Here is a 26509-nt window from a genome sequence, read left to right on the forward strand (position 1 = left end):
CAACCAAGCGAATGGCTTCCGCTTTTTCCTCGGCGTTAACAACCCGATATCCCATGATGCTTCCTTAGATCGACACTCCTACATCATGGTCCAAAAACATTGAGCCACAACAGCCTCGCTCCTACAGGGATAACACTGAAACCTGTAGGAGCGAGCGGTGCGGCGATCCGACTTGCCCGCGAAGGGTCCCTCCAGCCTTACGACAATCCCGCCAACGCCTTGGCCAACCGCTTGCCCCGCGCCCCTGCCGCCAAATCCATCACGGCCTGATCGCGCTGCCACATCGCCGCCCATTCTGGCGAGCCATCGGCCAGGGCCTGATTCACTTCAGCCTTGAGCCCATCGAACTGCGCAAACAACCCGCCCAACAATACATGCCCGGCCGGATTGTTCGGCGCCTGGCGGCTGACTTCCGCACACCCGGCCAGCAGCGCCAGCAAACGCAGTTGCAAGGTTTGCGGCCAGTCGCTGTCCTGGCCGACACCGAACAGCCACGCAGTCATGGCGCTCAGCACATAGATGTCTTCCAGGGTGCGGAACGGTTTGACGTAAGCATCCCAGCCATCCCCCGCCAGCAATTCGCACAGCGCGTTGTCGAGAAACAGCCGGCCGTGGCCGATGTCCGGCATCAGCGGCATCGGCGCGAGTTTTTCCAGACGCACACCCGGTTCGCCGGGGTAAACCACCGCAAGGTTCAAGCGCGGCACTTCGCCGGGCTCTTCACTGCGAGCGGCGACCAGCAGCCAGTCGGCGGCATCGCCAGCGGTGACGAAATCCTTGCGCCCGCTCAGGCGCAGATCGCGCAGCCGGGTCTGCATGTCCGCCACCCGCAAACTACGCTGTTCGGTCGCGCACAACGCGCCGAGGCTCAGCGGCGCGCTCGGCCAGAGCATGCGCAACGCCGCCTGATAGCCCACCAGAAACGCCAGCCCCGGCGTCGCCATCAGCCGTCCGCCGGCCACCGCCAATTCGAACGGCGACACCGCGCCCAATTGTTGCAACAAGGCAGCGAACCCTTCGCCCAGATCAGGATTGGCGGACAGACGATCACGGCGTTTCAACAGGGATTGCCAGGGCATAAGAGGCTCCTCAAGGGCTGTCATATAAGCATCACCAAAGCTTCATGGCGATGACACCGGGGCTACATAGCCTGACTTTGCACAACACGGCTGCATAAAGAAAGTCGATCGGCTGCAACCCAAGACGGGTGGCCAGCCCGTACGGAGACTCACAATGACTCAGATCGCCCGCATCAGCGACACCGGCAATGAACGCCGCCTGCAAGCCGAACGCCTGGTGGGCGACGAGGCGCTGCAGGAAGCCCAGGCCTTGCGCTTCAACGTGTTCAGCGGCGAATTCAACGCCAGGCTGAAGGGCGCGGAATTGGGTCTGGACATGGATGACTATGATGTTCACTGCGCCCACATCGGCGTGCGTGACTTGAACACCGGGCGCCTGGTGGCGACCACCCGTTTACTCGACCACACAGCGGCCAGCAGCCTCGGCAAGTTCTACAGCGAAGAAGAATTCAGCCTGCATGGCCTGGTCCATCTGAAAGGGCCGATCCTGGAAATCGGTCGCACCTGCGTCGACCCGGCCTACCGCAATGGCGGCACTATCGCCGTGCTCTGGGGTGAACTGGCCGAAGTGTTGAACCAGGGCGGCTACAGCTATTTGATGGGGTGCGCGAGCATTCCGATGCAGGATGGCGGCATTCAAGCCCACGCGATCATGCAGCGCCTGCGCGAACGCTACCTGTGCACCGAACACCTGCGTGCCGAGCCGAAAAAACCACTGCCGACGCTGGATATCCCGTCCAACGTCATCGCCGAAATGCCACCGCTGCTCAAGGCCTACATGCGCCTGGGCGCGAAAATCTGCGGCGAGCCGTGCTGGGACGAAGACTTCCAGGTCGCCGACGTGTTCATCCTGCTCAAGCGCGACGAGCTCTGCCCGCGCTACGCCAAGCACTTCAAGGCGGCTGTGTAATGAGCCGCTTGAGGGTGTACGCGCGAATTGCGCGAGTGCTTTTGGTGGTGACGCTGGGCTTGAGCATGGCCAGTGTGTTCGGCTTGTTCGAGCGACTAGGGATTGCCCATTCGATGGTCCGTCGCCAGCGCTGGTCGCGGTTTTTCATGGCGCGGCTGAGCAATGCCCTGCCCTTTCGCGTGACCGTCCATGGTGAACTGCCCAAGCAACCGATGCTCTGGGTCAGCAATCACGTGTCCTGGACCGACATTCCGTTGCTGGGCATGCTCACGCCGCTGTCGTTCCTGTCCAAGGCCGAAGTGCGCACCTGGCCTGTGGCGGGGTGGTTGGCGGCCAAGGCGGGCAGCCTGTTCATTCGCCGTGGTTCAGGCGACAGTCAGTTGATCCGCAAACAGATGACCCGTCATCTGGAACAGGAACATCCGCTGCTGATGTTCCCCGAAGGCACGACCACCGATGGCCGCTCGCTGCGCACGTTTCATGGTCGTTTGCTGTCAGCGGCGATCGATTCCGAAGTGGCGCTGCAACCGGTAGCGATTCGTTACCTGCGCGATGGCGAGCTCGATACCTTGGCACCGTTCATTGGCGATGATGATTTGCTGTCGCACCTGATGCGCTTGTTCGCCAATGATCGGGGTGAAGTGGAAATTCATCTGCTCAAGCCGATCGAATGCCAGGACCGGGAACGTGCGGCGCTGGCGTTCGAAGCGCAGCAGGCGGTGCAGAAGGCGTTGTTTGGGGCGATTCCGGAAACTCAGCAAATCCCAATGCGCCCGGCTATTGCTGCTTAATTACAAATCCCTGTGGGAGCGGGCTTGCTCGCGAAAGCGGTCTGACAATCAGCACACGTGTTGAATATGAAGCAGCCTTCGCGAGCAAGTCGGATCGCCGCACCGCCGCTCCCACATTAAATTCGCGGTGTCGCTGCGAATGCCTGCAACTCGGGATAGAACAACCGGAAATCCTCGCTCAACGGTTCATACAACACCCGCAACTCCTGCATCGCCCCGGCCAGTTCCTCCGGTCGGGTCAACCTGCGCGAAATTCCCCGCAGCACCTGCTCCAGCACTTCAAACTCCTGATAAGACCCCAACCAGTCGTTGGCGACCATGTGCGGAGCAATCCGTGCCAGTCGCTCGGGTAACTGTCGTTCGCTGGACAGCACCCGGTACACATCCGAGGTGAATTGCTCCAGTGGCCGGTCGGCGTACAGCGTCCAGTCCCGCGCCAGGCAGTGATCGAAAAACACATCGAGCACGATGCCGGCGTAACGCCTGCGCGTGATCGAAAACCGCGACAAGGCGATGTCCACCAGCGGATGGCGATCGGTAAACACGTCAATGCTGCGGTGCAACTGGATGGCCGCTTCGATCTCCGGGTCGAACTGCCCTTGCAGCCGGCCTTTGACGAAATCGCCATACAGACTGCCGAGCAGTTGACCGGGGCGCTGGCCACCGAGGTGCAGATGTGCGAGATAGTTCATGTGCGCAGCTTAGCACTGCGCCATCCATATCGTTATAACTCGATATACCGATTCATGCGGTCATCAGACCAAAATCATATTGGTATATCGCGAAGTACCGATTTAAAGTTCGCCTCATCGCGATATAGCGTTTTACTCATCACGAGCCCAAACCATGACCATCGACCTCGACGAAATAATAAAAGCGCTGGCACACCCAGTACGCCGAGACATCCTCATCTGGCTGAAAGACCCCAAGGTCCAGTTTCCGGAACAAATCCATAACCACGAGTACGGCATTTGCGCCGGACAAATCGATCAACGCTGCGGCCTGTCGCAGTCGACCGTGTCCGCCCATTTGGCGACTTTGCAACGGGCCGGATTGATCAGCAGCCAGAAAGCCGGTCAATGGCACTTTTTCAAACGCAACGAGGACGTGATTCAGGCGTTCGTCGACGCCATCGTCAAGGAGCTCAGCGCTCCGACAAGGAACTGATAATGCCCCTCTCGCTACTCATTCTGGCCTTGAGCGCCTTCGCCATCGGCACCACCGAGTTCGTCATCATGGGCCTGTTGCCCGAGGTGGCGGCCGACCTGGGTGTGTCGATCCCCGGCGCCGGCTGGCTGGTGACCGGTTACGCCCTGGGCGTGGCCATCGGTGCACCGTTCATGGCACTGGCCACCGCCAGACTGCCGCGCAAGGCCGCCTTGGTAGCGTTGATGGGCATCTTCATCATCGGCAATCTGCTCTGCGCCCTGGCCAGTGACTACAACGTGTTGATGTTTGCCCGTGTGGTCACCGCGCTGTGTCACGGCGCCTTCTTCGGCATCGGTTCGGTGGTGGCGGCAGGTCTGGTGCCGGCCAACAAACGTGCGTCGGCCGTGGCCCTGATGTTCACCGGCCTGACCCTGGCCAACGTCCTCGGCGTGCCGCTGGGCACTGCGCTCGGTCAAGAAGCCGGCTGGCGTTCGACCTTCTGGGCGGTGACCGTAATTGGTGTGATTGCACTGATCGGCCTGATCCGCTTCCTGCCAGCCAAGCGCGATGAAGAGAAACTCGACATGCGCGCCGAACTGCGCGCCCTCAAAGGCGCTGGCATCTGGCTGTCGTTGAGCATGACTGCATTGTTCGCTGCCTCGGTCTTCACCTTGTTCACCTACGTCGCCCCTCTGTTGGGCGAGGTCACCGGAGTCTCGCCACGCGGCGTGACCTGGACCTTGATGCTCATCGGCCTGGGCTTGACGGTCGGCAACATCATCGGCGGCAAGCTGGCGGACCAAAGCATGGCGGCGACGCTGATCGGTGTGTTCATCACCATGGCGGTCGTGTCCACCGTGCTGACCTGGACCAGCATTGCCGTGATCCCGACCGAAATCACCCTGTTCCTCTGGGCCACCGCGTGCTTCGCCGCCGTACCCGCCCTGCAAGTGAACGTTGTGACCTACGGCAAGGCGGCACCGAACCTGGTGTCGACCCTGAACATCGGCGCTTTCAACGTTGGCAACGCGCTCGGTGCGTGGGTCGGCGGCAGCGTCATCGCCCACGGCTTCGGTCTCACCAGCGTGCCGCTCGCGGCAGCCGCACTGGCGGTACTCGCCCTGCTGGTGACCCTGATTACTTTCCGTCAGAGCGGCAATGCCGAACTGGCCCCCGCTACTCACTGATCGCTAAAAGAGAGCTATTTCATGACGACTATTTTCGATCCGATCAAACTGGGCGACCTCGAGTTGGCCAACCGCATCATCATGGCGCCGCTGACCCGCTGCCGCGCCGACGAAGGCCGTGTGCCGAATGCGCTGATGGCCGAGTACTACGTGCAGCGCGCCTCTGCCGGCCTGATCCTCAGCGAAGCGACTTCGGTAACACCGATAGGCGTGGGCTACCCGGACACTCCCGGCATCTGGTCCAACGACCAGGTGCGCGGCTGGAGCAACGTGACCAAAGCGATCCACGGTGCGGGCGGCAAAATCTTCCTGCAACTGTGGCACGTGGGCCGGATTTCCCACCCCTTGTACCTGAACGGCGAAGCACCGGTCGCGCCGAGTGCCATCCAGCCTAAAGGTCATGTCAGCCTGGTGCGTCCATTAGCCGACTTCCCAACCCCGCGCGCCCTGGAAACCGCTGAAATCGCCGACATCATCGACGCTTACCGCGTGGGTGCCGAGAACGCCAAGGCGGCCGGTTTCGACGGTGTGGAAATCCACGGCGCCAACGGTTACCTGCTCGACCAGTTCCTGCAAAGCAGCACCAATCAGCGCACCGACAACTACGGCGGCTCCCTGGAAAACCGTGCGCGCCTGTTGCTGGAAGTGACCGATGCCGCCATCGAAATCTGGGGCGCGGGCCGCGTGGGTATGCACCTGTCACCACGTGCCGATCTCCATGACATGGGCGACGACAACCTGTCCGAGACCTTCACCTATGTCGCTCGCGAACTGGGCAAGCGTGGCATCGCCTTCATCTGCTCGCGCGAGAAAGAAGGCGCCGACAGCCTCGGCCCACAACTCAAAGAAGCCTTCGGCGGCCCATACATCGCCAACGAACGCTTCACCAAAGACAGCGCCAACGAGTGGCTGGCCAGCGGCAAGGCTGACGCGGTGGCGTTCGGTGTACCGTTCATTGCCAACCCGGATCTGCCGGCGCGTTTGAAGGCGGATGCGCCGTTGAATGAAGCTCGTCCGGAATTGTTCTACGGCAAGGGTCCGGTGGGTTATATCGACTATCCCGCGTTGTAAGCGTGCACCGTTGAAACGCAAAAGCCCCGACTCGAAAGAGCCGGGGCTTTTGTGTATGGAAGATTAAAAGATCGCAGCCTGCGGCAGCTCCAGATACCGTGAACCACACCAAACCCGTAGGAGCCGGCTTGCCGGCGAAGGCGTTTTCATGGGCACTGCATGCCGTGAGGCCGCCTTCGCTGGCATGCCAGCTCCTACACGGGTGAGATTCAAGACCGTATCTACAGGATGTATGCCATTTGAATTCAGGCGCCCAGCCTGTTCACACTCATTCACACATTCGACACAAAATCCCTACAAAATACGTAGCTCGCTACCTATCAACCTGGCGATTGTACGTATATAAAAGCATCCGATTACAGAAAGGCGAGCAAATAAAGACGTTTGCCCGCTTCAAGTCTTGACACAATCGGATCCAATTACGCATTTTGTTTCATTTGCGCAGGCTGGGACTCAAGCGCAGCATATCCAACCCTGTATCGACGCAACGCTCGGCTTCGGTGTGCAGTTGAAAACTGTCGGGAGCCAAAAGCCACTGATACAGGGTGCCATCGATGTAGGCATGCAGGCTGATGGCCGCGCGGGCAGTGTCGAGGTCTTTCGGCAATTGCCCGCGATTCACCGCATTATTCAGGGCCAGAGCGATTCGCACATTGCAATCGAGACTGGCCGTTCGGCGCTGCTGGCGCAGGTCGCACATTTCATCGGTGAATTCACACTTATGAAACAGAATCTCGTTGATGCGTCGGGTTTTCGGGTCCAGGGCAACTTGATGGAACAGATGAACCAGCAGTTTGCGCATGCAGCCCAGCGGATCGAGTTCATCTTCGCTTTCACTGGCCTTGGCCATTTCATCCAGCGGCTCATGCAAAGTATCGAGCATCGCCTGCACCAGATCCGCTTTGTTGCTGAAATGCCAATAGATGGCCCCGCGAGTCACGCCGGCCAGGGTCGCGATATCCGCCAGCGTCGTGCGTGCCACGCCCCGCTCGTAAAAGGCTTTTTCTGCCGCTTCGAGTATCTGGCTTCGGGTTTCTTGAGCTTCCTCTTTGGTACGACGGACCATGGCAGTAAAAACCTCAATCAGGATGTGCTTGAGCGATGTCTGAACATCCGCTGAATAAAAGGAAGTCGAGCGTTCTCGGGCTTCGTCTGGGACCTATGACTCAGCCTTGGATGGCTTTTGTAACCATTTAGGTACATTGCCCAAGGCCTTTACAAACAACCGTGAACGTAAGTATATTCATTAGCAAGCTACTTATCCACCCGGCAAAAATTTTTTACCCTTCTACATTTCTTGTGCGCAATGTGCGCGCCTGACCGAGGATCTTCATGCAATTCAAGCCAGCTGTTACCGCTCTGGTTACTGCCGTCGCCCTGGCATCGCTGCTCAGCGGATGTAAAAAGGAAGAGGCGGCACCTGCCGCACCAGCCCCTCAGGTCGGCGTCGTAACCCTGCAACCTCAAGCCTTCACCCTGACGTCCGAACTTCCAGGGCGCACCAGTGCGTTCCGCATCGCCGAAGTTCGCCCACAGGTCAACGGCATCATTCTCAAGCGTCTGTTCAAGGAAGGCGGCGAGGTCAAGGCCGGTCAGCAGCTCTATCAGATCGACCCATCGGTCTATGACGCGACCTTGAAAAGCGCTGAAGCCAACCTGCGTTCGACCAAGTCGATCTCTGACCGCTACAAGCAACTGGTCGACGAACAGGCCGTCAGCCGTCAGGAATACGACACCGCGCTGGCCAACCGCCTGCAATCGGAAGCGTCCCTGCAGACCGCCCAGATCAATGTGCGCTACACCAAGGTTTACGCACCGATTTCCGGGCGCATCGGCCGTTCTTCGGTGACCGAGGGCGCGCTGGTCAGCAATGGCCAGACCGACGCCATGGCAGTCATCCAGCAACTGGACCCGATTTACGTTGACGTCACCCAATCCTCAGTGGAGCTGCTGGAACTGCGCCGCGAACTGGAAAGTGGTCGTCTGCAAAAGGCTGGCGACAACGCCGCCGCGGTCAAACTGACTCTCGAAGACGGCAGCCAGTACACGCTGGACGGCAAGCTCGAGTTCTCCGAAGTCTCGGTAGACCAGACCACCGGCTCCGTGACCCTGCGCGCCGTGTTCCCCAACCCTGAGCACACCCTGTTGCCGGGCATGTTCGTACACGCCCAGTTGCAGGCCGGTGTGAACAGCGCGGCGATTCTGGCCCCGCAACAAGGCGTGACCCGCGACCTCAAGGGCTCTCCGACCGCACTGGTCGTCGGTGCGGACAACAAGGTCGAACTGCGTCAGCTCAAGGCCAGCCGCACTGTTGGTAACCAATGGCTGATTGAAGACGGTCTGAAGGCAGGTGATCGCGTGATCACCGAAGGGCTGCAATTCGTCAGACCTGGCGTTGAAGTCAAGGCCACTGAAGCCACCAACGTCAGTGTAAAGAGCCCGGTCCCCGTACAGGCGGCTAATACCGCTGTCGGCGGCAAAGGGGAATAAACCATGTCGAAATTTTTTATCGACCGTCCGATTTTCGCCTGGGTGATTGCCCTGGTGATCATGCTGGTCGGGGCTCTATCGATCCTCAAACTGCCGATCAACCAATACCCGAGCATTGCGCCTCCGGCCATTGCCATCTCGGTGACCTACCCGGGCGCGTCCGCACAAACCGTGCAGGACACCGTGGTGCAGGTGATCGAGCAACAGCTCAACGGTATCGACAACCTGCGTTATGTCTCCTCGGAAAGTAACTCCGATGGCAACATGACCATTACCGCGACCTTCGAGCAGGGCACCAGCTCTGATACCGCGCAGGTCCAGGTGCAGAACAAACTGAACCTGGCCACCCCGCTGCTGCCGCAAGAAGTGCAGCAACAGGGCATCCGCGTGACCAAATCGGTGAAAAACTTCCTGATGGTCATCGGCGTGGTATCGCGCGACGGCAGCATGACCAAGGACGACCTGTCCAACTACATCGTGTCGAACATGCAAGACCCGATTTCTCGCACTGCCGGTGTGGGTGACTTCCAGGTCTTCGGTGCTCAGTACGCGATGCGGATCTGGCTCGACCCGGCCAAGTTGAACAACTACAACCTGACGCCGGTGGACGTGAAAACCGCCATCGCGGCGCAGAACGTCCAGGTCTCGTCCGGTCAGCTCGGCGGCTTGCCTGCCCTGCCCGGCCAGCAACTGAACGCTACGATCATCGGCAAAACCCGCTTGCAAACCGCCGAGCAATTCAAGGCGATCCTGTTGAAGGTCAACAAGGACGGCTCGCAAGTGCGGGTCGGCGACGTTGCGGATGTTGCTCTGGGCGGTGAAAACTACTCGGTCAGCGCCCAGTTCAACGGCGCCCCGGCCTCCGGCCTGGCGGTAAAACTGGCCAACGGTGCCAACGCCCTCGACACGGCGAAAGCCCTGCGCAAAACCATCGACGACCTGAAACCGTTCTTCCCGGAAGGGATGGAAGTGGTGTTCCCGTACGACACCACGCCGGTGGTGACCGAGTCGATCAAGGGTGTGGTTGAAACCCTGGTCGAAGCGATCGTGCTGGTGTTCCTGGTGATGTTCCTGTTCCTGCAAAACTTCCGCGCCACCGTCATCACCACGATGACCGTGCCGGTGGTATTGCTCGGTACGTTCGGGATCCTCGCGGCGTTCGGCTTCAGCATCAACACCCTGACCATGTTCGGTATGGTGTTGGCCATCGGCTTGCTGGTGGACGATGCCATCGTCGTCGTGGAAAACGTCGAGCGGGTCATGAGCGAAGAAGGCCTGTCACCCAAGGAGGCCACCAAGAAATCCATGGGGCAGATCCAGGGTGCGCTGGTCGGTATCGCCTTGGTGCTGTCGGCGGTACTGCTGCCGATGGCGTTCTTCAGTGGCTCCACCGGTGTGATCTACAAGCAGTTCTCGATCACCATCGTCTCGGCCATGGCCCTGTCGGTACTGGTAGCGTTGATCTTCACCCCGGCGCTCTGCGCCACCATGCTCAAGGCAATTCCGAAGGGTGAGCACGGCACACCGAAACGCGGCTTCTTCGGCTGGTTCAACCGCAGCTTCGATCGTGGCGTCAAAAGCTACGAGCGCGGCGTGGGCAACATGCTCGCGCACAAGGCTCCGTACCTGCTGGCGTACCTGATTATCGTGGTCGGCATGATCTGGCTGTTCACCCGCATTCCAACGGCGTTCCTGCCGGAAGAAGACCAGGGCGTTTTGTTTGCCCAAGTGCAGACACCGGCCGGTTCCAGCTCCCAGCGCACGCAAGTGGTCGTGGACGAAATGCGCGAATTCCTGCTGCGTCCGAGCACGGAAGGTGGCGAAGGCGACGCGGTGGCCTCGGTGTTTACCGTGACCGGCTTCAACTTCGCCGGCCGTGGTCAGAGTTCGGGCATGGCATTCATCATGCTCAAACCGTGGGACGAACGTAACGCCGACAACAGCGTGTTCAAACTGGCGGCCCGCGCCCAGCAGCACTTCTTTACCTTCCGCGATGCGATGGTGTTTGCCTTCGCCCCGCCAGCGGTACTGGAACTGGGTAACGCCACCGGTTTCGACGTGTTCCTCCAGGACCGCGCCGGTATCGGTCACGACAAGTTGATGGCAGCACGTAACCAGTTCCTCGGCATGGCGGCGCAAAGCAAGGTCCTGTCGCAAGTGCGTCCGAACGGCCTGAACGACGAGCCGCAATACCAACTGGAAATCGACGACGAGAAGGCCAGCGCCCTGGGCGTGACCCTCACCGACATCAACAACACCCTGTCGATTGCCTTGGGCAGTAGCTATGTGAACGACTTCATCGACCGCGGTCGCGTGAAGAAGGTTTACATCCAAGGCCTGCCCGGTGCGCGCATGAGTCCCGAAGACCTGAAGAAGTGGTATGTGCGCAACAGCGCCGGCACCATGGTTCCGTTCTCGGCGTTCGCCAAGGGTGAGTGGATCTACGGTTCGCCGAAACTGGCCCGTTACAACGGCGTGGAAGCGATGGAAATCCTCGGTGCCCCGGCACCCGGTTATTCCACGGGTGAAGCCATGGCCGAAGTCGAAGCGCTGGCCAAGAAACTGCCGGCCGGCGTCGGTATTTCCTGGACCGGCCTGTCGTATGAGGAACGTCTGTCCGGCTCGCAAGCGCCAGCGTTGTACGCCTTGTCGCTGCTGATGGTGTTCCTGTGTCTGGCGGCGCTGTATGAAAGCTGGTCGATTCCGATCGCGGTGATGCTGGTGGTGCCACTGGGGATCATCGGTGCACTGATGGCGACCAGCCTGCGCGGCCTGTCCAACGACGTGTACTTCCAGGTGGGGCTGTTGACCACAATTGGTCTGGCGGCGAAAAACGCCATTCTGATCGTCGAGTTCGCCAAGGAACTGCATGAGCAAGGACGTAGCCTGCGCGATGCCGCGATCGAAGCCTGCCGGATGCGTCTGCGGCCGATCATCATGACTTCGCTGGCGTTCGTGCTCGGCGTGGTCCCACTGGCCATTTCCACGGGCGCAGGTTCGGGTAGCCAGCATGCGATTGGTACCGGTGTGATTGGCGGTATGATCACGGCCACTGTGCTGGCGATCTTCTGGGTTCCGTTGTTCTTCGTCACCGTGTCGTCCATGGGCCAGCGCAAAATCGCCGACCAAGATGATGACGCCATTGAACCTTCTAAAGAGGCTGGCTAATGAGCAAGTCGCTACTCTCCATCGCAGTCGCCGCCTTCGTGCTGAGCGGCTGCTCGCTGATACCCGATTATCAGCAGCCGGAAGCCCCGGTGGCGGGCCAATACCCGCAAGGCCCGGCGTATTCGCCGGCCCAGGCGCCCAACCAGGCCGCCGCCGAACAGGGCTGGAAGCAGTTCTTCCACGACCCGGCGCTGCAACAGATGATTCAGACAGCGCTTGAGAATAACCGTGACCTGCGCGTCGCGGCGCTGAACATCGATGCTTATGCGGCTCAATACCGCATCCAGCGTGCCGATCTGTTCCCGGCCGTTTCGGCCAACGGCAGCGGCAGCCGTCAGCGAGTTCCGGCACGGGCCTCGCAAACCGGTGAAACGGCCATCAGCAGTTCCTACTCGGCCACCGTCGGCATCAGCGCTTATGAACTCGACCTGTTCGGTCGGGTGCGTAGCCTGAGCGAAGAAGCCTTGCAGAAGTACTTCGCCACGGAAGAAGCGCGCCGCAGCACGCAGATCAGCCTGGTGGCCAGTGTGGCCAATGCTTACCTGACCTGGCAGGCTGACAAGGAGCTGCTGAAACTGACCCAGGAAACCCTCGGTGCCTATGAGGAGAGCTACAAGCTCACCTCGCGCAGCAACGAAGTGGGCGTAGCCTCGGCGCTGGATCTGGCCCAGTCGCGTACCTCGGTGGAAAACGCCCGTGCGCAACTGGCCAAATACACCCGTCAGGTTGCCCAGGACGAAAACAGCCTGGTGCTGCTGCTCGGCACCGGTATCCCGGCCAATCTGCAAGCGGCCAAGCCACTGTCGGACGACGTGCTGAGTGAAGTACCGGCCGGCCTGCCATCGGACTTGCTGCAACGTCGTCCGGACATCCTTCAGGCCGAATACAACCTCAAAGCTGCCAACGCCAACATCGGCGCTGCGCGGGCTGCGTTCTTCCCGAGCATCAGCCTGACCGCCAATGCCGGCTCCCTGAGCCCGGACCTGTCCGGTCTGTTCAAGGGCGGTTCGGGCACCTGGTTGTTCCAGCCGCAAATCAATCTGCCGATCTTCAACGCCGGCAGCCTGCGCGCCAGCCTGGATTACTCGAAAATCCAGAAAGACATCGGCGTGGCGAACTACGAGAAGTCCATTCAAACGGCCTTCCAGGAAGTCGCCGATGGCCTGGCCGCACGCCAGACTTACACCGAACAGTTGCAGGCTCAGCGTGACTTCGTCAGCGCCAACCAGGACTACTACCGTCTGGCCGAGCGTCGTTACCGCATCGGTGTCGACAGCAACCTGACCTTCCTCGACGCCCAGCGCCAGCTGTTCAGTGCCCAACAAGCGCTGATCACCGACCGTCTGGCGCAGCTGACCAGCGCGGTCAATCTGTACAAGGCGTTGGGCGGTGGCTGGAATGAACAGACGGCGAAGAATGAGCCGTTGAAAGAAGAAGCGCCGAAGATGAAGTTGTTCTGATAGCGCGGTAAACACGAAGCCCACCGATTGGTGGGCTTTTTGTTGCTATAGGAAAAGTTGTATTGGCCATGTTGGCCCGACACCACAAAACCCCGATCAATCTTACGTTCGATAATCGCCCAGAACCCGCTCTCCCCCGATTGAACCACTTAGTCCATTTCCCTCACCATCGGTCGCACAAAACCAATAACAACAGGTTCGACACCATGTCCACACGCCTTGCCCTGTCCGGTTGACTTCGCCTCCGCTTTTCCGAATTTGAATCTTTTGTCTGCAACCCGAACGTTGCGGCAATGCCCTGTTTCACCTCCAAGAATTAGAGAGACCCGAGCCCATGACTTCCCCCAGCACGCTGTATTTCTTCCCCAGCCTGATCGCCATGGCACTGGCCGGCGCGGCTCTGCCCGCCATGGCCGAGGAAGCTGGTTTTGTCGAAGGCGCCAAGGTCAACCTGAACCTGCGCAACTTCTACATCAATCGTAACTTCACCAACCCGACCAAGGCTCAGGGCAAGGCTGAAGAATGGACGCAAAGTTTCATCCTCGACGCCAAGTCCGGGTTTACCCAGGGCACCGTCGGGTTCGGCATGGACGTGCTGGGTTTGTATTCGGTCAAGCTCGACGGCGGCAAAGGCACCAGCGGTACGCAGTTGCTACCGCTGGACCACGATGGTCGCCCGGCGGACAACTTCGGTCGCACCAATGTGGCGTTCAAGGCCAAGCTGTCCCAGACTGAAGTGAAGGTCGGTGAATGGTTGCCCGTGCTGCCGATCCTGCGGTCGGACGATGGTCGCTCGCTGCCGCAAACCTTCCGCGGTGGCCAGATCACCTCAAAGGAAATCGACGGCCTGACGCTCTACGGCGGCCAGTTCCGCGCCAACAGCCCGCGCGACGACAGCAGCATGAACGACATGTCGATGACCGGCAAAACGGCGTTCACCTCAGACCGCTTCAACTTCCAGGGCGGTGAATATGCCTTCAATGACAAGAGCACGCAGATCGGCCTGTGGAACGCTGAACTCAAGGACATCTACAGCCAGCAATACGTCAACCTGATCCACACCCAACCGTTGGGCGACTGGACATTAGGCGCTAATTTGGGGTTTTTCTACGGCAAGGATGATGGCAGTGCCCGGGCGGGCGAACTGGACAACAAGACCTGGTCTGGCCTGTTCTCGGCCAAATATGGCGGCAACACCTTCTATGTCGGCCTGCAAAAACTCACCAGCGACAGCGCCTGGATGCGGGTCAACGGCACCAGCGGCGGCACCCTGGCCAACGACAGTTACAACGCCAGCTATGACAACGCCAGGGAAAAATCCTGGCAACTGCGCCACGATTACAACTTTGCCGCCCTTGGCGTGCCGGGCCTGACGTTGATGAACCGCTACATCAGCGGCGACAACGTACACACCGCAACCACCAGCGACGGCAAGGAATGGGGCCGCGAAAGCGAACTGGGCTACACCGTGCAGAGCGGCACGCTGAAAAACCTCAACGTCAAATGGCGCAACTCAACCATCCGCCGCGACTTCAGCAACAACGAATTCGACGAGAACCGGTTGATCGTCAGCTATCCGATCAATTTGCTGTAAACACAGACCAAATGTGGGAGCGGGCTTGCTCGCGAAAGCGGTGCATCAGCTTGCATCAATCCTGAATGTTAAACCGCATTCGCGAGCAAGCCCGCTCCCACAAGAGTTGTGGTGGACAGTTACTCCCGCGACTCAACCCCCAACTCATCCCACACCGACTCGGCCAGGTGGAACGTCGCGTTGGCCGCCGGGATGCCGCAGTAGATCGCGCTTTGCATGATCACTTCCTTGATCTCACCGCGGGTTACGCCGTTGTTGGCGGCGGCGCGCAGGTGCAGTTTGAGTTCTTCGTTGCGGTTCATGCCGATCAGCATGGCGAGGGTGATCAGGCTGCGGGTATGACGCGGCAGGCCCGGACGGGTCCAGATGTCGCCCCAGGCGTGGCGGGTGATCATCTCCTGGAACTCCGAGTTGAACTCGGTCAGCGCATTCAGGCTGCGCTCGACATGGGCATCGCCCAGTACTGCGCGACGAACGTTCAGGCCCTCGTCGTAACGTTGTTTCTCGTCCACAACAATCCCCTCAATGAGCCGACAAAAACGCCAAGACTCGGTCGCTGAACGCAGCGCCAGCCTGGACGTTGGACAGGTGCGCGGCGTTGAACTCGGCGTACTCGGCGCCCTGCACGTGTTCCTGAATAAAATGCCCGCCGGACGGCGGCGTCACCGCGTCTTCAGTACCGGCAATTACCAGCAGCGGCACCTGAATCGAGGACAACTGATCGCGGAAATCGGCATCGCGTACCGCTGCGCAATTGGCCGCGTAACCTTCAGGCGAAGTCGCCGCGAGCATGTCGGTGATCCGCTTCACCACTGCCGGATTAGCCTCGGAAAAATCCGCGGTAAACCAGCGTGCAATCGACGCATCGCGCAGGGCGACCATCGCCGCCGCGCCGTCACGCAGTACGGTTTCGATCCGTGGGTTCCACACCGACGGATCACCGATTTTTGCCGCCGTGTTGCATATGATCAGTTTGTTCAAACGCTGACCGGCATTGATTCCCAGCCATTGACCAATCAGCCCGCCCATGGACAGACCACAGAAATTCGCGCGTTCGATATGCAGCGCATCCAGCAGCGCCAACACGTCGCGGCCCAATTGCTCAATGCTGTACGGCCCCGGCGTCACCAATGATTTGCCGTGACCACGGGTGTCGAAACGCAGCACGCGAAAATGCTCGCTGAACGCCGGGATTTGCGCGTCCCACATGTGCAGGTCGGTGCCCAGGGAATTGGACAGCACCAATACCGGCGCATCGACCGGCCCATCGAGTTGCGGCCCTTGAATTAGGTAGTGCAGTTCGCCCTCGGCGAGTTGTACGAATGCCACGGCAGTCTCCTTCAGGCTATCAACGCAAAATGTTCAGCCACTGCTCGCTCGACCCAGGTATGGGCCTGACCGAGGTAATGGGCGGGGTCCAGCAGACGATCGAGTTCAGCGTCCGACAGTTCGGCAGTCACTTGCGGCTCGTCGCCGAGTACCGCGCGCAGATGACGTTGTTCAGCCACGGCGCGCTTGCAGCATTGCTCCAGCAGATGGTGCGCGGTGTCGCGACCGACCCTTTGCGCCAGGACGATGCTCACGGCTTCGGCCAATACCAGGCCCTGGGTCAGGTCGAGATTGCGCGTCATTCGATCGGCATCCACTTCCAGCCCGTCGGCCACCAACAGCGCTTGTCGCAGACTGCCTGACACCAAACAACAGATTTCCGGCAGGGTTTCCCATTCGGCATGCCACAGGCCCAGGCTGCGTTCATGCTCCTGCGGCATCGCGCTGAACATGGTCGAAAGCAAACCCGGTACTCGCGTCGCCGCACCGATCAGCACCGCTGCGCCCACCGGGTTGCGCTTGTGAGGCATGGTCGAGGAGCCACCCTTGCCCGGCGCCGAAGGCTCGAACACTTCGCCAGCTTCGGTCTGCATCAACAGACTGATGTCGCGGCCGAGTTTGCCGAGGCTGCCGGCAATCAATCCAAGCACCGCGCCGAACTCCACCAGACGATCACGCTGGGTATGCCACGGTTGATCCGGCAAGCTCAGTTGCAGTTCTGCGGCCAGGGCTTCGGCAATCGGCATCGCCTGTTCGCCGAGGGCCGCGAGGGTGCCGGAGGCGCCACCGAATTGCAGCACCAGCAGCCGGGGCTTGAGTTCCTGCAGACGCTGACGGCTACGCGTCACCGCGCCCAACCAACCGGCGATTTTCATGCCGAGGGTGACCGGCGTCGCGTGCTGTAGCCAAGTGCGTCCGGCCAACGGTGTGGCGACGTAACGCCAGGCTTGGGTCGCGAGGGTTTCCCCCAGTTGTGCCAGATCAGCTTCGATCAATTCCAGCGCGCGGCGCAGTTGCAACACCAGGCCAGTGTCCATCACGTCCTGACTGGTCGTTCCCAGATGCACATAGCGCTCGGCTTCGGCATCGTTCTTGGCGATCTGTTTGCCCAAAGCCTTGACCAGTGGAATCGCCGAGTTCCCCGCCGTGGCAATGGCCTCACCAAGCGCGGCGAAGTCGTAATGCTCAGCAAGGCAGGCGCGTTCGATAGACGCGACAGCCGTCTGCGGAATCAGGCCAACCCGTGCCTCGGCCCGGGCCAGTGCCGCTTCGAAATCAAGCATGGCCTGAACCCGGCCCTGATCGCAGAACACCTCACGCATGTCGCGTGCGGTGAAATAGGCATCGAACAATTGATTGCCCGGTCGCTGGTTCATAAACAGTCCTTGCAGGCGAGGGCCGGTCAGGCCCTCGCGTAAAAATCAAAGGTCGTGATGCAAATATTTCGCCTGTTTCGGCAGACGCAGGTTGAGCAGGAACGCCACCGCCATCATTACCGTCATGTACCAGTGAACATTTCGAATCTAGGCACACTTTGCAACAAACCGATCCACAATTGGCAATGCTATCCCTGTGGGAGCGGGCTTGCTCGCGAAGAGGGCGTGTCAGTCGACATTAATGTTGCCTGACACACCGCCTTCGCGAGCAAGCCCGCTCCCACAGGTTTGTGGCTTTCACTCAATAATCGAAAAACACTGTCTCCGCATCCGTCCCCTGCAGAATCACATTCCACTGATAAACACCCGCAGCATCCTGCTTCGCCAGCAAGGTGCTGCGGCGTTCGGCAGGCACGCATTCCAGCAGCGGATCCGCCACGTTGGCCGGTTCGCCATCAAAGTAAATCCGCGTCAGCAAGTGCTTCACCAACCCGCGAGCAAACACCAGTACCACCAAATGCGGCGCCTGAGTCGTGCCCTTCAGGCCTTCCACGGTGCCCGGTTTGATCGTGGTAAAGCGGAAGCGTCCTTGCGCATCCACCGGCACCCGGCCAAACCCCTCGAAGTTCGGGTCCAGGGGTTTGTCTTGATCGTCTTCAGGGTGGTCGTACTTGCCGGCGGCGTTGGCCTGCCAGACTTCGAGCATCGCGTCGTTGACGAAGTCGCCATTGCCATCGACAACTTGCCCGGTGATCGCCACGCGCTCGCCGAGGGTTTGTGCAACGGTCAGGTCTTCGCGGTTCAGCCAGGTCAGGCCAATGTGGTAATACGGCCCGACGGTGTGGGATGTGGTCGCAGTCAGCGTCATCTTATTTCTCCATCGGCGTGGCGTCGCGGCCGCGCAAAACGATGTCCCAGCGATAACCGAGGGCGTAGGAAGGGATGGTTTTTTCCAGGTCGAAACTGGCGATCAGGCGCTCTTTGGCACTCGTATCGGGCACGCAGTTATAGATCGGGTCGTAAGCCAGCAACGGGTCGCCCGGGAAATACATCTGGGTCACCAGGCGCGTCAGAATACTCGGCCCGAACAGTGAGAAATGGATGTGCGCCGGGCGCCAGGCGTTGTGGTGGTTACCCCACGGATAAGCACCGGGCTTGATGGTCTGGAACTGATACCAGCCATCGGCGTCGGTCACGGTGCGACCGGTGCCGCTGAAGTTCGGGTCCAGCGGCGCGTCGTGCAGGTCGCGCGCATGGTTGTAGCGACCGGCGGCATTGGCCTGCCAGATCTCCACCAGAATTCCCGGCACCGGCAGACCGTTTTCATCCAGCACGCGGCCGTGGATGATGATGCGCTCACCCAGCGGTTCGCCCTGATGCTGCGCGGTCAGGTTGTTGTCCTTCTCCTGGATGCGCTCGGCGCCGATGGTCGGCCCGGTGATTTCCGACAGCGAATGAGGCAAAAACACCAACGACTTGGACGGCGAGCGAAGGTTGGTGGATTGATAAGGAGGGTGCAGGTATTCCGGCTGAGTGCCCGCCTGTGGGCGACGGTAACCAGGTTTGTCATTCATTGCGCTTTCCTCAGTTCTTATTAGTCGCTTCTGTGTGTCAGACCCGTTCGATCGCCAGGGCCAGACCCTGGCCGACACCGACGCACATGGTCGCCAAACCTTTCTTGCCACCGTTTTTTTCCAGTTGATGCAGCGCGGTCAATACTAAGCGTGCACCGCTCATGCCCAGCGGATGGCCCAAGGCAATGGCGCCACCGTTCGGGTTGACCTGGGCTGCGTCATCCGCCAGTCCCAGCTCACGCAGCACGGCCAAGCCCTGGCTGGCGAAGGCTTCGTTGAGTTCGATCACATCGAAATCACTGACCGCCAGGCCCAGACGCTCGGTCAATTTGCGCACCGCCGGCACCGGGCCGATACCCATCACTCGCGGCGCGACACCGGCGCTGGCCATGCCGAGCACTTTGGCGCGGGCAGTCAGGCCATGTTTCTTCACGGCTTCGGCGGAGGCCAGAATCAGCGCCGCCGCACCATCGTTCACACCGGAGGCATTGCCGGCGGTGACGGTTTTATCCGGGCCGTTGACCGGTTTGAGTTTGGCCAGGGTTTCCAATGTCGTGTCAGCCCGGGGATGCTCATCCTGCGTGACGACACTTTCACCCTTCTTGTGGGCTATGCGCACTTCAACGATTTCTTCGGCGAAAAATCCAGCGGCTTGCGCGGCGGCCGTGCGCTGCTGACTGCGCAGGGCGAAAGCATCCTGATCGGCGCGGGAAACCTGGTAGTCGTCGGCCACGTTATCGGCGGTCTGCGGCATCGCATCGACGCCATATCGGGCTTTCATCAACGGGTTGATGAAACGCCAGCCGATGGTGGTGTCTTCCAGCTTCATGTTGCGCGAGAACGCCGCATCGGCCTTGCCCATCACGAACGGCGCGCGGGACATCGACTCGACGCCGCCAGCAATCGCCAGCTCCATCTCGCCACTGGCGATGGCCCGGAACGCGGTGCCAATCGCATCCATGCCCGAAGCGCAAAGACGGTTGAGGGTGACCCCGGGAATGGTTTCCGGCAGGCCCGCCAGCAACAACGCCATGCGTGCCACGTTGCGGTTGTCTTCGCCGGCCTGGTTGGCGCAACCGAGGAACACCTCGTCCACTGCATTCCAGTCCACTGACGGGTTGCGCGCCATCAGCGCTTTGATCGGCACAGCGGCCAGGTCATCGGCGCGAACCGTCGACAGGCCGCCGCCGAAACGGCCGATGGGGGTGCGAATGGCGTCGCAGATATAAACGTCACGCATCAGGCTTCTCCAGGTGCTTGGCCGTGGGCCGCAGCGGTGCGGGCTTCCAGATCACGCAGTGCGGTCAGCTCGACATCGGTTGGCTCGGCGGTGTTTTCCACCTGATCGGCGAAGCGAATCGCCCAACCGGTGGCGGCGATCACTTGCTCGCGGGTGACGCCTGGGTGCAGCGCGGTGACCACGAATTCATGAGTATCCGCTTCGGGTTCCATGATGCACAGGTCGGTAATGATGCCGACCGGACCTCCGCCCGGTAGACCGAGACGCTTGCGCGAATCACCACCCTCTCCATGGCCGACCGAGGTAATGAAGTCGAGTTTGTCGACAAAGGAGCGCGCCGACTGCTTGAGGATAATCAGCACACTCTTGGCAGAACCGGCGATCTCCGGCGCTCCACCGGCACCCGGCAGGCGAACTTTCGGCTGATGGTAGTCACCGACCACTGTGGTGTTGATGTTGCCGAAACGATCGACTTGCGCGGCACCGAGGAAACCGACGTCGATGCGCCCGCCCTGCAACCAGTAGCGAAAAATCTCACCGGTCGGGACGACGGTGTCGGCGGTTTCCGCCAACTCGCCGTCCCCGATCGACAGCGGCAATACGCTCGGTTTGGCACCGATCGGGCCCGATTCATAGATCAGGACGACATCCGGCGAGGAAGTCAGACGTGCCAGGTTGGCGGCTTTCGACGGCAGGCCGATGCCGACGAAGCATACCGACCCGTTTTTCAGACGGCGGGCGGCAGCGACGGTCATCATTTCATTGGTGGTGTAAGTCATTACTTGGCCTCCGAAGCAGCGGCCAGCTTGGCCTGGAACTCGCTGAAGTCAGCGCTACCGTGGATGTACTCGTTGATCCACGCGGTGAAGGTTTCACGGTCGCGGGCAATCGGGTCCCAGGCCTGGTAGAAACGGTTGTCGCGTTCGGTGTAACCGAGGGCGTAGGACGGATGCGCACCACCCGGTACGTGGCAGACCGCGCTCAAGGCCCAGGTCGGCAGCACACAAGCGTTCATCGGCGCCTTGAGGTCGTCGACGATTTCTTCGACGGTAACGATGCAGCGCTTGGCGGCCAGCGCGGCTTCTTTCTGAACGCCGAGGATGCCCCAGAGCAGTACGTTGCCTTTGCGGTCGGCTTTCTGCGCGTGAATCACGGTGATGTCCGGGCGCACCGACGGCACCGCCGCCAGCACTTCGCCGGTGAACGGGCACGTGACGGTCTTGATCAGCGGGTTGACCTTTGGCAGGTCGGAGCCAGCGTAGGCACGCAGCACCGCGAACGGTAGGCCCGAAGCGCCCGCGACGTAGGCATTGGCCAGGTCGGCATGGCTGTGTTCTTCGATTTCCAGCGCATGCGGCCATTGCCGCTCGACCGCGTCGCGCAGACGGTGCAGCGAGCCCACGCCCGGGTTACCGCCCCAGGAAAAAATCAGCTTGCGAGCACAACCGGCACCGATCAACTGGTCGTAGATCAAGTCAGGCGTCATCCGCACCAGGGTCAGATCTTTCTTGCCCTGACGAATGATTTCGTGACCCGCCGCCGTAGGAATCAGGTGAGTGAAGCCTTCGAGCGCGACGGTATCGCCGTCGTTGACGAACTGCTTCACCGCGTCATGCAGCGAAAGGATTTCAGCCATGGGGCAGGCTCCCGTTTTGTTATGAACCGACAGTGGTAGAAAAAGGCGCGAGGTTCAGCGCCGGAATGACTGAAGAGTAAGCCCCTGAAAAACGCCAAACAATCCGATAATCGACTGAGTGTTCGTTTATCGAACAGATTGTTGTCTCGCTACCGATTCTGAAAAGCTTCGCGGGCAAGCCTCGCTCCTACGGGATGTACGTGATATCGCGACCATACATATCCGTAGGAGCGAGGCTTGCCCGCGAAGAGGCCATCAGACTCGCTGAAGAATCTTGCTATAGGCCGACGCCAGGCTGAAAGCGCCGAACAACAACACTGCGCCCACCAGTACGACTTTTCGCCCAAAGCGGTCAGCCAATGGGCCGGAACCCAGTGCACCGAAGACCATGCCGATCAACGCCGCACTCATCACCGGGCCGAGACTGGCGCGATCAATGCCCCAGTCTTGGGACAGTGCTGGCGCAATAAAACCCATGGCCGCCGTGTCGAGCCCATCGAGAAAAACAATCAGGAAACATAGAATCACCACCCGCCATTGGTAGCGCGAAATGGGTTGAGCGTTGATGAAGGACTGCACGTCGAGGCAGTTTCCTACAGTGGACTGAGGCTGGTTCATTATTTTTATTCCAACAAAGAACGCAGTCGAACAGGGTCGGGGCTGACGCTATTACAAGAAAAGGAGTCGGGTTCAGGCGAGCGGGTTTCGGCAGCTAAACCGGAGGGGAACAGCGACAGTCGGGAAACGTGCGCATGCTGATGCCTCTTCTCATTATTATTGGGTCGTCGGCCGGCGACTGACTGAAGACAGTAGTGCCGGATGACGCTGCCGCGACATTAATGATCCAAGGGAAAGAGCGTCAATTCGATAAACCCGACTCTGTGCGTTTATCGAACAGCTTAGGCGAAGAGTTGTGCGCTCAGATCACGACTGGCGCTTAACAGACCGGGCAAGAAACGCTGTTCCAGCTCGCTGCGAGTGACCCGGCCAGCGTGGGTGCTGACGTTTAACGCTGCCACCACTTGGCCGGAAGCGTCATACACCGGAACGGCAATCGAGCGCAGGCCCTGTTCCAGTTCCTGATCGACGATGCACCAGCCTTGTTGCCGTACCTCTTGCAGGCATTCGAGCAATGCCTCGGGGGTATGCAAGGTGCGACTGGTCTTGGCTTGCAGCTCGGCATGGTCGAGGTACTCGCCCAGCGACGTGTCGTCCAGCGCAGCGAGAAGAATCCTGCCCATGGATGTGCAATAGGCCGGCAGTCGCCCGCCCACCGAGAGGTCGACGGAAATCAGCCGTTGGGTGGTCGCGGAGCGTGCAATGTACAAAATGTCATCGCCTTCCAGGGTGGCCATGTTGCAGGCTTCATGCAGTTGTTCGCTCATGCGGTCCAGATACGGCTGGGCAGAAACCGCCAATGGCGTCGAGGACAAATAGGCATGGCCCAGGGTCAGCACTTTGGGCAGCAACGAATAGGTACGCCCGTCAGTGGTGGCATAGCCGAGCTTGATCAGGGTATGCAGGCAACGCCGCACAGCGGCGCGGGGAATTTCCGTGCGATGGCTGATCTGCGCAATCGTCAGGTGCCGCTTGCGTTCCTGGAACGCTTGCACCACCGCCAGACCACGGGCCAGGGAGGTCATGAAATCCGGATCACCGGTCAAGGCCTGGATTCGCTTGGCGGGTGAGGCAACGATCGGCGGTGCTACTGAAGCGAAGGAGTTGCGCAGTTGATCGTTCATATCAGGTTGTTTCCCAGACGGATCAGCGACTATTACAAGCGGCTCCCGGTCTGACACACAAGCCACCGGCCACCAAGATTGGGCGATTATCGAATCATCGGCCGATAATCGCAATCGTAGGTGCTTACGAGTGAGGCACACTGCGTTCGCTCGTCGCACAACACGGTTGTTATTTTCTGTCACGGACTTAAAGAAGGACGATGTAATAATCTGTTCAGCTTAATGGCGCCAGAAAGTCACCGGGGCAACTGCATCATTATCGGTAAAACTTTGCGAGTAACAAAACAATCACTCATGAGGAACTACTTTTAACTCTCAAGACATAGTGTTCTGCGGATCGACCGCTATAATGCATCTCAGTGGCGATCGGTTTTTTACCTGCCGATTCCGCCAGCCGGCAGCGCAATATCCATTGCCGCTGTCCGCAGCAAGCGCCTGACGCTCATTTGATATGTTCCGCCAACGCGCTCGCTGAAACAGGAGTCTGATGCTACGTCAGCTGTTTTTCTCTGGTGCCGTGGCCGCCTGCAACAAGGATGTATTGATTGCTCCAAGGGAACGATGCCGTATCAGGCATTGTCCCTTCAACGAGCCGGGTCAATAAATCGATGCAGCGCGTTTCACCAGAATTAATCTCAACTCAATCAGGTAGCACTGTGACGAAAGACGAACTGCGCGCGGAACTTGAGCGCCAGGAACAACGTTACAAGGAAGTTTACGGCGGGGAAGTCACCACCTACGCCGCTCAGCCCGAACCCGAACGCAAACCCTGGCGTAAACGCGCCACTGTTCAGGATCAGGCCTTCACTCAGGAATTGCAGAAGATGGAAAAGGAACTCAAAGCCGAAGAGCCATGACCGCCTCGGCCTGAATCCTTTCAAGAGCCTGCGTCTGCATCCGTTAAAAGCGGATTGTATCGATGATGCTTTTCGCGCCCGCTACAAGCGGGCAGCGGTCCCCTTCATTCGCTGGATGGGGCAAATGGCTCCTGTCTGACCCTCTTCTCAGATATTTCCCACAAACGTTCAAAGCGCTCGTCCCGACGGGAGAAACCCTTGTGGCTGCGGCCTTTGCAAGTAAATTCAATGACTTGTAAAACCCTGAAAAAAACTGGGGTTTGGGGGATTGACACCAAATAATTCGTTGAAGAATGTAACCAATGAGCAGCAAGTGCATTGATCAGCAGTCTTTTCTGGCATAATCGCGCCCCCTTATGACCGGGTCAGAAAACCTTCATGATCGATTTATTCAGCGGACTGGATGCTTGGGTGCTTGTGAGCCTCTTGCTCGCCCTGGCCTTTGTCCTCGCCTTCGAGTTCATCAACGGCTTTCATGACACCGCAAACGCGGTGGCCACTGTTATCTACACCAAAGCCATGCCGCCTCATCTGGCGGTGTTCTTTTCCGGTGTGTTCAACTTCCTCGGCGTACTGCTGGGCGGTGTGGGCGTGGCATATGCCATCGTCCATTTGCTGCCGGTAGAACTGCTGATCAATGTGAACACCGGTCACGGACTGGCCATGGTGTTCTCGTTGCTCGCCGCCGCCATCACCTGGAACCTGGGCACCTGGTACTTCGGTATCCCCGCTTCCAGTTCCCACACGCTGATCGGTTCGATCCTCGGTGTCGGCCTGGCCAATGCCCTGATCAACGACATTCCGTTGGCCGATGGCGTGAACTGGCAGAAGGCGATCGATATCGGTGCGTCCCTGGTGTTCTCGCCGATGGCCGGCTTCCTGATCGCAGCCTTGGTGCTGATCAGCCTTAAATGGTGGCGTCCGCTGTCCAAGATGCACAAGACACCGGAACAGCGCCGCAAGATCGACGACAAGAAACACCCGCCATTCTGGAACCGTCTGGTGCTGGTGATGTCGGCGATGGCGGTCAGCTTCGTGCATGGCTCGAACGATGGCCAGAAGGGTATCGGTCTGATCATGCTGGTGCTGATCGGTATTGTGCCGGCACAGTTCGTCCTCGACCTGAACAGCACCACCTACCAGATCGAACGGACTCGCGATGCGACCTTGCACCTGAGCCAGTTCTACGAGCGCAACCGCGAATCCCTGGGTGAATTCCTGGCACTGGGCAAAAGCGTGAAAGGCGATCTGCCGGAGAAATTCCGTTGCAACCCGCAACAGACCGAACCGACCATCGCAGCGCTGCTTGGCACCCTTAAAGGTGTAGCCGACTACCATTCGTTGCCGTCGGAAAGCCGCATCGAAGTGCGTCGCTACCTGCTCTGCCTGGACGACACTGCAAAGAAAGTCGCCAAGCTGCCAGGCCTCGCTGCTCGTGAAAAAGCTGACCTGGACAAGCTGCGCAAAGACCTGACCACCACCACCGAATACGCCCCGTTCTGGGTGATTCTGGCGGTCGCACTGGCCCTCGGCCTGGGTACCATGGTCGGCTGGAAACGCGTGGTACTGACCATCGGCGAGAAAATCGGCAAGCAAGGCATGACTTATGCCCAAGGCATGTCCGCGCAGATCACCACCGCGTGCATGATCGGCATGGCCAACATCTTCAGCCTGCCGGTTTCCACCACCCACGTCCTGTCTTCAGGCGTGGCCGGTACCATGGTCGCGAACAAGAGCGGCCTGCAAGGTGGCACCGTCAGAACTATCCTGCTGGCGTGGGTCCTGACCTTGCCAGCCACCGTGGCCCTGTCGGCCGGCCTGTTCTGGCTGGCGTCGAAGGCACTGGGTAGCTGATA

Annotated in this window: 23 protein-coding genes and 1 pseudogene; 11 read left to right on the forward strand and 13 right to left on the reverse strand. The window is 59.8% G+C overall.

Going from position 1 to position 26509, the window contains the following annotated elements:
* Positions 1-197 precede the first annotated feature (197 nt).
* Entirely contained in the window at positions 198-1079 is an 882-nt protein-coding gene (locus MEB48_RS08925; protein ID WP_237883781.1) for an acyl-CoA dehydrogenase family protein, read from the reverse strand.
* A gap of 154 nt (positions 1080-1233) precedes the next feature.
* Here MEB48_RS08925 and olsB point away from each other — a divergent pair, with 154 nt between their 5' ends.
* Positions 1234-1989: an L-ornithine N(alpha)-acyltransferase gene (gene olsB / locus MEB48_RS08930; RefSeq protein ID WP_237883783.1), complete on the forward strand. Its 756-nt coding sequence runs from the start codon at positions 1234-1236 to the stop codon at positions 1987-1989.
* Entirely contained in the window at positions 1989-2780 is a 792-nt protein-coding gene (locus tag MEB48_RS08935) for a lysophospholipid acyltransferase family protein (RefSeq protein WP_237883785.1), read from the forward strand. The genes olsB and MEB48_RS08935 overlap by 1 nt, the downstream gene beginning before the upstream one ends.
* 116 nt (positions 2781-2896) lie before the next feature.
* Here the strand turns inward: MEB48_RS08935 and MEB48_RS08940 are convergent, their stop codons facing one another.
* Positions 2897-3472: an acyl carrier protein phosphodiesterase gene (locus MEB48_RS08940; protein WP_237883787.1), complete on the reverse strand. Its 576-nt coding sequence runs from the start codon at positions 3470-3472 to the stop codon at positions 2897-2899.
* A gap of 154 nt (positions 3473-3626) precedes the next feature.
* Here MEB48_RS08940 and MEB48_RS08945 point away from each other — a divergent pair, with 154 nt between their 5' ends.
* The 3 genes from MEB48_RS08945 to MEB48_RS08955 are packed head-to-tail and all read left to right on the forward strand — an operon-like array spanning position 3627 to position 6187.
* On the forward strand, positions 3627-3947 hold the full coding sequence (locus MEB48_RS08945) for an ArsR/SmtB family transcription factor (RefSeq protein ID WP_237883789.1): 321 nt from the start codon (positions 3627-3629) through the stop codon (positions 3945-3947).
* 2 nt (positions 3948-3949) lie between these two features.
* A complete protein-coding gene (locus MEB48_RS08950) occupies positions 3950-5116 on the forward strand; it encodes an MFS transporter (protein WP_237883791.1) in 1167 nt (388 codons plus the stop codon).
* Between the two features lie 21 nt (positions 5117-5137).
* The gene (locus MEB48_RS08955; protein WP_237883793.1) at positions 5138-6187 is read left to right on the forward strand and encodes an alkene reductase; all 1050 of its coding nucleotides are present in this window, start codon (positions 5138-5140) and stop codon (positions 6185-6187) included.
* Positions 6188-6620: 433 nt separating this feature from the next.
* Here the strand turns inward: MEB48_RS08955 and emhR are convergent, their stop codons facing one another.
* A complete protein-coding gene (gene emhR / locus MEB48_RS08960; protein WP_237883795.1) occupies positions 6621-7253 on the reverse strand; it encodes an efflux system transcriptional repressor EmhR in 633 nt (210 codons plus the stop codon).
* A 266-nt stretch (positions 7254-7519) separates the two neighbouring features.
* Between emhR and MEB48_RS08965 the strand changes: the two genes are divergently transcribed.
* The 4 genes from MEB48_RS08965 (at position 7520) to MEB48_RS08980 (ending at position 14899) form a co-directional block, all read left to right on the forward strand.
* The gene (locus MEB48_RS08965) at positions 7520-8677 is read left to right on the forward strand and encodes an efflux RND transporter periplasmic adaptor subunit (RefSeq protein WP_237883797.1); all 1158 of its coding nucleotides are present in this window, start codon (positions 7520-7522) and stop codon (positions 8675-8677) included.
* Positions 8678-8680: 3 nt separating this feature from the next.
* Positions 8681-11845 carry an efflux RND transporter permease subunit EmhB gene (gene emhB, locus MEB48_RS08970; protein WP_237883799.1) on the forward strand — a complete coding sequence of 1055 codons (3165 nt, stop codon included), beginning with the start codon at positions 8681-8683 and terminating at the stop codon, positions 11843-11845.
* The gene (gene emhC / locus MEB48_RS08975; RefSeq protein ID WP_237883801.1) at positions 11845-13305 is read left to right on the forward strand and encodes an efflux RND transporter outer membrane subunit EmhC; all 1461 of its coding nucleotides are present in this window, start codon (positions 11845-11847) and stop codon (positions 13303-13305) included. Before emhB ends, emhC begins: the two co-directional genes overlap by 1 nt.
* Before the next feature lie 334 nt (positions 13306-13639).
* Positions 13640-14899 carry an OprD family porin gene (locus MEB48_RS08980; protein ID WP_237883803.1) on the forward strand — a complete coding sequence of 420 codons (1260 nt, stop codon included), beginning with the start codon at positions 13640-13642 and terminating at the stop codon, positions 14897-14899.
* A gap of 119 nt (positions 14900-15018) precedes the next feature.
* On the opposite strand, the gene pcaC is transcribed toward MEB48_RS08980, so the two are convergent.
* From pcaC to pcaR, 10 genes and pseudogenes are all read right to left on the reverse strand, one after another.
* Entirely contained in the window at positions 15019-15411 is a 393-nt protein-coding gene (gene pcaC, locus MEB48_RS08985) for a 4-carboxymuconolactone decarboxylase (protein WP_237883804.1), read from the reverse strand.
* Between the two features lie 10 nt (positions 15412-15421).
* Entirely contained in the window at positions 15422-16228 is an 807-nt protein-coding gene (pcaD, locus tag MEB48_RS08990) for a 3-oxoadipate enol-lactonase (RefSeq protein ID WP_237883806.1), read from the reverse strand.
* Positions 16229-16239: 11 nt separating this feature from the next.
* Positions 16240-17604, reverse strand: coding sequence for a 3-carboxy-cis,cis-muconate cycloisomerase (locus tag MEB48_RS08995; RefSeq protein WP_237883808.1), 1365 nt, complete (start codon positions 17602-17604; stop codon positions 16240-16242).
* A gap of 301 nt (positions 17605-17905) precedes the next feature.
* Complete coding sequence (gene pcaG / locus MEB48_RS09000; protein ID WP_237883810.1) at positions 17906-18472, reverse strand: protocatechuate 3,4-dioxygenase subunit alpha; 567 nt, start codon at positions 18470-18472, stop codon at positions 17906-17908.
* A gap of 1 nt (position 18473) precedes the next feature.
* Positions 18474-19178: a protocatechuate 3,4-dioxygenase subunit beta gene (gene pcaH, locus MEB48_RS09005; RefSeq protein ID WP_237883812.1), complete on the reverse strand. Its 705-nt coding sequence runs from the start codon at positions 19176-19178 to the stop codon at positions 18474-18476.
* 37 nt (positions 19179-19215) lie between these two features.
* Positions 19216-20421: a 3-oxoadipyl-CoA thiolase gene (pcaF, locus tag MEB48_RS09010; protein WP_237884033.1), complete on the reverse strand. Its 1206-nt coding sequence runs from the start codon at positions 20419-20421 to the stop codon at positions 19216-19218.
* On the reverse strand, positions 20418-21197 hold the full coding sequence (locus tag MEB48_RS09015; protein WP_237883814.1) for a CoA-transferase subunit beta: 780 nt from the start codon (positions 21195-21197) through the stop codon (positions 20418-20420). Before MEB48_RS09015 ends, pcaF begins: the two co-directional genes overlap by 4 nt.
* Positions 21197-22054 carry a CoA transferase subunit A gene (locus MEB48_RS09020; RefSeq protein WP_237883816.1) on the reverse strand — a complete coding sequence of 286 codons (858 nt, stop codon included), beginning with the start codon at positions 22052-22054 and terminating at the stop codon, positions 21197-21199. Before MEB48_RS09020 ends, MEB48_RS09015 begins: the two co-directional genes overlap by 1 nt.
* Before the next feature lie 258 nt (positions 22055-22312).
* Positions 22313-22672 (reverse strand): annotated as a pseudogene (locus tag MEB48_RS09025) (MFS transporter); the annotation flags it as partial.
* 281 nt (positions 22673-22953) lie between these two features.
* Positions 22954-23796, reverse strand: a complete 843-nt coding sequence (gene pcaR / locus MEB48_RS09030; RefSeq protein ID WP_237883818.1) for a pca regulon transcriptional regulator PcaR — start codon at positions 23794-23796, stop codon at positions 22954-22956.
* Positions 23797-24452: 656 nt separating this feature from the next.
* Between pcaR and MEB48_RS09035 the strand changes: the two genes are divergently transcribed.
* Positions 24453-24653, forward strand: a complete 201-nt coding sequence (locus MEB48_RS09035; RefSeq protein ID WP_007935837.1) for a hypothetical protein — start codon at positions 24453-24455, stop codon at positions 24651-24653.
* A 378-nt stretch (positions 24654-25031) separates the two neighbouring features.
* Positions 25032-26507, forward strand: a complete 1476-nt coding sequence (locus tag MEB48_RS09040) for an inorganic phosphate transporter (protein WP_095054392.1) — start codon at positions 25032-25034, stop codon at positions 26505-26507.
* Positions 26508-26509 lie beyond the last annotated feature (2 nt).

This window comes from Pseudomonas sp. PGPR40, from assembly GCF_022014505.1.
Taxonomy (GTDB): domain Bacteria; phylum Pseudomonadota; class Gammaproteobacteria; order Pseudomonadales; family Pseudomonadaceae; genus Aquipseudomonas.